Below are 5,903 nucleotides of genomic sequence, written 5' to 3'. Positions count from 1 at the left end.
AGCGATAACCGCCTGATGATGGTCGCGTGACTCGGCGATCGAAACTTTCCCCCCTTAAAAAGGGGAGAGTCGCGGGATGAGTCCTCAGACAAGTGGCGCTTTAACGCAGAAATTAGCTTAATTGCTATTAGTAATTCGCAAGCGCCAGCCCGCACAACGGACAAAATCAACGAGCCTTAATCAGTGAAGTAAGCATTAATTTGCTTTTGGGAGATTCGTAGGCTCTTTCGTCCTTCCAGTTTTTTCTCCCTAAACTAGATGAAATATTTAATCGTAGGCATTGACGTTTCTCGGTCGTCAATTTCCGCGTGCTTCATGCTGGAAAAACCCAGCAATCCCCGTGACGATTATTTCAATGCCGATATTGAAGTATTCCACTCGAACATTGAAAACTTAAATCGACTTAAGGCGAAAATTGAAAGCTTTAAATCCGACAAAACGATCGCCATTTGCGAACCGACCGGAATGAACTACGCCAGGTTGTGGATGAACAAACTCGGCGATTGGGGCTGCGAAGTGCGGATGATATCCAACAGCAAGCTGCCCAACTACCGGGCAGAACTAATGGGAAAAGAAGGCAAAAGCGGGGCGAAAACCGACGACATTGACGCCTTTGCGATCGCCTGCTGGTATTTTGATAAACCGGATGCCAGCTACCTCAAAATTCGCGACCCTCTGGTCAGTCAGATTAAGCATATCTGCCTGCGCCTCGAACATCTCAACCGATTACAAAGCCCGATCGTCAACAGGATGAGGCAAGAGCTAGCATGGCAATGCCCCGAGGTTGCTTTAGTGCGATCAGCAAAATTGCAGGATGATTTGGCTCCGCTGTTGTGGGGCTGGTTGGCCGGTCGGCGAAAATCCAAAAAGTACGATCTTATTTTGGAGGGGACGATCGGCTCTGGCATCGAGCCTCAAACTCAATGGGCCGCCAGACAATACTGCGAAATTGAGGAAGAAATTTTTATACTTAAAAAGCAGTTGCACCAATTGATCGACAGCCAGCAATTTAAAGAATATCGCCGGATTTTTACAAAATTTGGATTCGGCTACCAACTCCAAGGCTACTTGCTCGGAGCGATCTACCCGATCGAGGATTTTTTAAAGGATGGCGGCCCCGAAATCAAAATCCGCAAAAATCGCCAGACCGGGAAAGAATCCAAGCTCAAACTCTCAGAACGCCGATTTATGCGAGCCGTCGGCATGGGGGTAATCAGAGACGACAGCGGCCAGAAAAAGAAGGGCAAACAATCTGGTAGCGCGCTTTGCAGGAAAGCGCTCTGGCAGTGGTGTTTTACTCGTTTGGAAGTTGCTCGGAACAATCCGCCCTTAAAATTTGTTTACGGGCAAGGCAAGGACGCCGAGCAAATGTCACCGGCCGAAAACTTAAAACGGCGAAAGAAAGGCGGCACTCCGATTAAACTAGCCCGCCAGCGGGTGATCGCCCGGTGCATCCGCGAACTTTTCAAAGAACTGTGCAGCATCGTCAAAATCTAAAATCTAAAAGACCCGCAGGAGTAATTTGTCTGCGGGTCTTCTAATTATCCAAAAAAATGTCTACAGTGAATTACTCATGGGCTTCTATACAGCAGGTATTGGGAACCAAAATTCTGCCTGTTGTTCAGTTTATTCGGATACAGCACAAATAAATTCCGGTGTCAAGCTGTTTAACCACCAAATAGAAAGTACAAAATATATATTGAGGGAGCGCAATAGTGAAAATAACCAGGCAGGACGGGCATCAAATGAGCAATTTAGGTGTTAGTTACCTTTTATGGGCAGCTTGTTTTTTCGGCCCCTTCGGGCTCCACCGCCTCTACAACGGCAAGATTGGCACGGGTTTGCTGTGGCTGTGTACCTTTGGGTTGTTTGGGATCGGGCAATTGTTTGACTTGGTGGTGCTGCCGCAGATGGTGGACGAACACAATGCCACTCTCAGGGGCAAACTCGGCGTATCTCCCCAAGGTATACCGCTATCTTCTACCAACGGGGCGATCGCCTCGACATACCCGAAGCAAACTCCCGATCAGTTAGGGATTAAACTGCTTAAGGCAGCTTATACCAAGAACGGAAGATTATCTGTCACCCAAGGGGTGATGGCAACCGGCGCTACTTTTGCCCAAGTGGAAGAGGCTTTCACGGCATTGCTCAAAACGGGTTATGTCAGTATCGAGAACGACCCAGTTACTGGTGTTGTGATGTACTACTTTCACGAACTCTAAGCAGGAGATTGCCAGAGGTGGAGACTGGGAGAGATTTAAATGTAGGGTGCGTCAGTTGGGGGATTTGGCGTGTTGTTCTAGAAGCCGATCGCTGACGCACCCTACGGGGATTGAACTGTAGGGTGCGTCAGCCTGGAGATTTGGCGTGTTGTTCTAGAAGCTAATGGCTGACGCACCCTACGGGGATTGAACTGTAGGGTGCGTCAGTTGGGGGATTTGGCGTGTTGTTCGAGAAGCTAGTCGCTGACGCACCCTACTACTTGATATTGCTTGCCATCGATTGTTGTCGGAGAGTCGATCGAGCCAGCGAGGCAAAATCGGCTAGAATGTTTGTTTGTCTATACAACCAGAAAGTATTTAGCGTCATGGCAGTCCCTAAGAAGAAAACCTCCAAATCCAGAAAGAATATGCGTAAAGCCACATGGAAGCGCAAAGCTGTAGTGGCAGCTCAGAAAGCTCTGTCTCTCGGCAAATCTGTTCTGACTGGGCGTTCCAACAGCTTCGTGTATCCCGGCAATGAAGAAGAGGAGGAAGAATAAATAGATTAAAAATTAACAATTGGCGTTTCTGAGATTTTGCACCATTCTCGGTTAACAGGCTTTGCCGACTGTTGGGGAATACATATATTTTCTGCTGGGGTGGCCATTTCGGGCCGCCCTAAAGGAAAGTTTGAGAATGGTGCCAGATAATGAGTTAATCCTTCTTTGCCGCAGGTAAAATCAGCATGGCATCGCCAAAGGAATAAAATCGGTACTGATGCTCGATCGCCTCTTGGTAAAGTTCCAACAGCCGAGGCCTTCCAACCATCGCGCTTAACATCATCATCAAAGTAGAGCGCGGTAAATGAAAATTGGTAATCATCCCCTCTACAACCCGCCACTTGTAACCGGGATAAATAAACAAATTTGTCGGGCCGCAAAAAGGCTGCAAGGAAAAATCGCCACTCGCCGCAGCCGCTCCCTCTAAAGCTCGCACTGCTGTCGTACCCACAGCAAATATTCGCCCGCCTCTAGCTTGAGTTTCGCGGATTTTCTCGACGGTGGCGGCGGGTACTTCCACCCATTCGCCGTGCATTTTGTGAGCCGTCACGTCTGCAACCTCCACCGGGCGAAACGTCCCTACCCCGACGTGGAGGGTGACAAAAGTTTTTTCGATTCCCCGCTCTTCCAAGCGGCTGAACAATTCTTCGGTGAAGTGCAACCCTGCTGTCGGGGCCGCCACCGCCCCAGGCTTTTCGGCATAAACAGTCTGGTACTGTTCCGGCGCAGCTTGGGAATTTTCGATGTAGGGAGGCAGGGGTACGTGGCCGTATTCGTCCAAAAACTTCGCTAGATTCGTATCTGTAGGGATGTCAAACTCTAACAGCCGTCCTCCTGTTGACTCGTCCCTAGCAATTACTGTCGCAGTCAATCGACGATCGACTCCCACAGCCTGGGGAAGGCAACAGCAAGGGCCTACTGCGGAGTCATCACAGGAGGCGGGCTCAAACTCTATTTTTGCTCCCAACTTTAAGCGTTTCCCCGGTTTAACCAAAGCCAGCCAGCAGTTGTGCTGGCGTTCTTCCATCAACAAGATCTCCACAGCCGGGCCGTTGGGTTTGTGCCCGTAGAGCCTCGCTGGCAAAACACGGGTGTTGTTCAGTACCAGCAAGTCTCCGGGTTCGAGCAAATCCGGCAAATCCTTGAAAATCCGGTGTTGGTGGCTGCTGGCAGAATCTACAACCAGCAACCTAGAACTGTCCCTTGGCACTACGGGATTTTGGGCAATGCGATCGGGCGGAAGTTCGTAGTCATAACCGTCCAAAGACCAGTCAATCTCTGTCATCGGGTGAATTCCTGTCAAAAATCTGTCAACTCGGTAACAAATTGGGTAAAAACCCCCATCCAAATTCGGGTGCTTTTCCCCTTGTGGTGGCCGGTATAGCCCGCGAGGATAGAGGTGTAGCATCAGCTTTGCTCGAAGGATAGTTATGGAATACCTCTACTACATCGCCAATACTAGCCTCACTCTGAGAGTCGTGGATTACCTACGCACGGCTAGTCATGTTCCTTTGCAATTTATCACTGTTATTCACCAAATAGACGGCTGGGTCGTGAAGGTGAAAATGAGTCAATATTTGACTCCTGAAATGCACGGGGATTTTCGGGCTTTTATGAACGAAGTCGGGATTCCTTACGATCCTGAAATTCGCTTGCAAATGGCACTGTGGAGCTTGGAAACGGGACAGTCGCCGCTGAGCGTGATGCGCCGCTACCAGGTGGCCGTGGTTTGTCACGGAAGCCCAGACCGCAAAGAAATTGAAGCGTTTCGCCAGCAGTTTGTCAAGGGTCTGGGATATTGCCCGGAAACTCTGGCCTAGACTGCGGAGCAGATAAATTGCCTGCGATCGCAGAGTCCGATAGGGATTGGGGGATCGGGGGAGAGGATTTAACGCTTTTTCCACGTCCGTTAAAGATGAAGAGAGAACTGGGCGACAGTCAAGGCAAGTTAACAATTAAAAATTACCAAGTGGCATTACTTTTTAATTTTAGCCTGTAATTTTTAATTTGACATTTCTAATCACTAAAAGCCGATCGAATGTATTCTTGCAGGGTAAGCCGGTAGTTTCCCGTAAGGGCGGATTGAGAGTTCGCTGCCGTTGGTGGTAATATTTGTTTGGTCTTTTGCCCTGAAGGCTCGCACCTGACTAGGGCGACATCAAAGCGACAAGAATTATTTGCTAAATCTGGACGAGTGCTTAAAAATATTTCGGCGGTTTGCCAAAGTTTGGCTTGTTTCGTGGCACTAACAGCAAGCATTCCGCCAGCATCCCAATTTCCACGGCGGCGAGTTTTGACCTCTACAAATGCTAATGTCGGGAATTGGCGATCGCAAATGCCTGGTTTTTTGGCGCCCTCTTCATCTCTTCCGAGGGCGATGATGTCAATCTCTCCCCAGCGACAGCGGTACTGACGGTGCAGGATTTCCCAGCCTTGCTGCTCTAACCACTCGGCGACTAAGTTTTCTCCCAAGGTGCCGATATCCCGAGAGTTTGCGGATTCGGGAGAGTTGGAGTCAGTGGCAGCCAGCGAAGAGGAGCGTTTTCTGGTAGAATTCAATTCTGAACTGTCATCGCTGCCCATTAGCTTTAACTTATGAATTCTGGAATTCGCCAACATCGCAAAAATATTTATACTTTCTTGCTGAGTTTTGTTATTTTAGCAGTAATTGCCGCTGGGGCGATCGCCATTAATCCCGCACCTGCTTTCGCCTTGGATCGCGACAAAGAAATCCTAGTCGGTGCTGATTTCAGCGGACAAGTTCTAACTAACGACAGTTTTAATAAAGCTAATCTTCGCAACAGCAATTTTACCAATGCAGATTTGGGGGGCGTGAGCTTGTTTGGCGCCAATATGGAAGAGGCAAATTTTGAAGGCGCTAATTTAAGGGGTGCGACTTTGGATTTGGCTCGGATGATGAAAGCTAATCTAACTAATGCTATCCTTGAGGGTGCTTTTGCTTACAATACCAGACTCGAAGGAGCTGTGATTGACGGTGCTGATTTTACAGATACACTGCTGCGAGACGATATGATCGAAAAGCTTTGTAAAGTTGCCAAAGGTACTAATCCGGTGACTGGTAGAGAGACTCGCGAAACTCTGTTTTGTGATTATTAAAAGGGTTGTTAAAAGAAGGACTGAA

Annotated in this window: 7 protein-coding genes; 5 read left to right on the top strand and 2 right to left on the bottom strand. The window is 48.7% G+C overall.

Annotated elements, in window-relative coordinates:
• Positions 1-258: 258 nt before the first annotated feature.
• The 3 genes from QUB64_RS25825 (at position 259) to rpmF (ending at position 2,761) form a co-directional block, all read left to right on the top strand.
• The gene (locus tag QUB64_RS25825; RefSeq protein ID WP_333276251.1) at positions 259-1,497 is read left to right on the top strand and encodes an IS110 family transposase; all 1,239 of its coding nucleotides are present in this window, start codon (positions 259-261) and stop codon (positions 1,495-1,497) included.
• A 248-nt stretch (positions 1,498-1,745) separates the two neighbouring features.
• The gene (locus QUB64_RS25820) at positions 1,746-2,222 is read left to right on the top strand and encodes a TM2 domain-containing protein (RefSeq protein ID WP_333276253.1); all 477 of its coding nucleotides are present in this window, start codon (positions 1,746-1,748) and stop codon (positions 2,220-2,222) included.
• A 365-nt stretch (positions 2,223-2,587) separates the two neighbouring features.
• Complete coding sequence (gene rpmF, locus QUB64_RS25815; protein ID WP_293132726.1) at positions 2,588-2,761, top strand: 50S ribosomal protein L32; 174 nt, start codon at positions 2,588-2,590, stop codon at positions 2,759-2,761.
• A gap of 154 nt (positions 2,762-2,915) precedes the next feature.
• Here the strand turns inward: rpmF and queA are convergent, their stop codons facing one another.
• The gene (gene queA / locus QUB64_RS25810) at positions 2,916-4,046 is read right to left on the bottom strand and encodes a tRNA preQ1(34) S-adenosylmethionine ribosyltransferase-isomerase QueA (RefSeq protein WP_333276255.1); all 1,131 of its coding nucleotides are present in this window, start codon (positions 4,044-4,046) and stop codon (positions 2,916-2,918) included.
• 145 nt (positions 4,047-4,191) lie between these two features.
• Here queA and QUB64_RS25805 point away from each other — a divergent pair, with 145 nt between their 5' ends.
• Positions 4,192-4,581 (top strand): hypothetical protein, encoded by a 390-nt coding sequence (locus QUB64_RS25805; protein ID WP_333276257.1) that lies wholly within the window; start codon positions 4,192-4,194, stop codon positions 4,579-4,581.
• A gap of 196 nt (positions 4,582-4,777) precedes the next feature.
• Here the strand turns inward: QUB64_RS25805 and QUB64_RS25800 are convergent, their stop codons facing one another.
• Positions 4,778-5,344: a YraN family protein gene (locus QUB64_RS25800; protein ID WP_333276259.1), complete on the bottom strand. Its 567-nt coding sequence runs from the start codon at positions 5,342-5,344 to the stop codon at positions 4,778-4,780.
• A 12-nt stretch (positions 5,345-5,356) separates the two neighbouring features.
• Between QUB64_RS25800 and QUB64_RS25795 the strand changes: the two genes are divergently transcribed.
• Positions 5,357-5,878 (top strand): pentapeptide repeat-containing protein, encoded by a 522-nt coding sequence (locus QUB64_RS25795; protein WP_333276261.1) that lies wholly within the window; start codon positions 5,357-5,359, stop codon positions 5,876-5,878.
• Positions 5,879-5,903 lie beyond the last annotated feature (25 nt).

It is taken from the genome of Microcoleus sp. Aus8_D2, assembly GCF_036702665.1.
Lineage (GTDB): Bacteria > Cyanobacteriota > Cyanobacteriia > Cyanobacteriales > Microcoleaceae > Microcoleus.
Note: the sequence above shows the minus strand (reverse complement) of the source record. Positions and strands in the feature narration are given on the sequence as shown.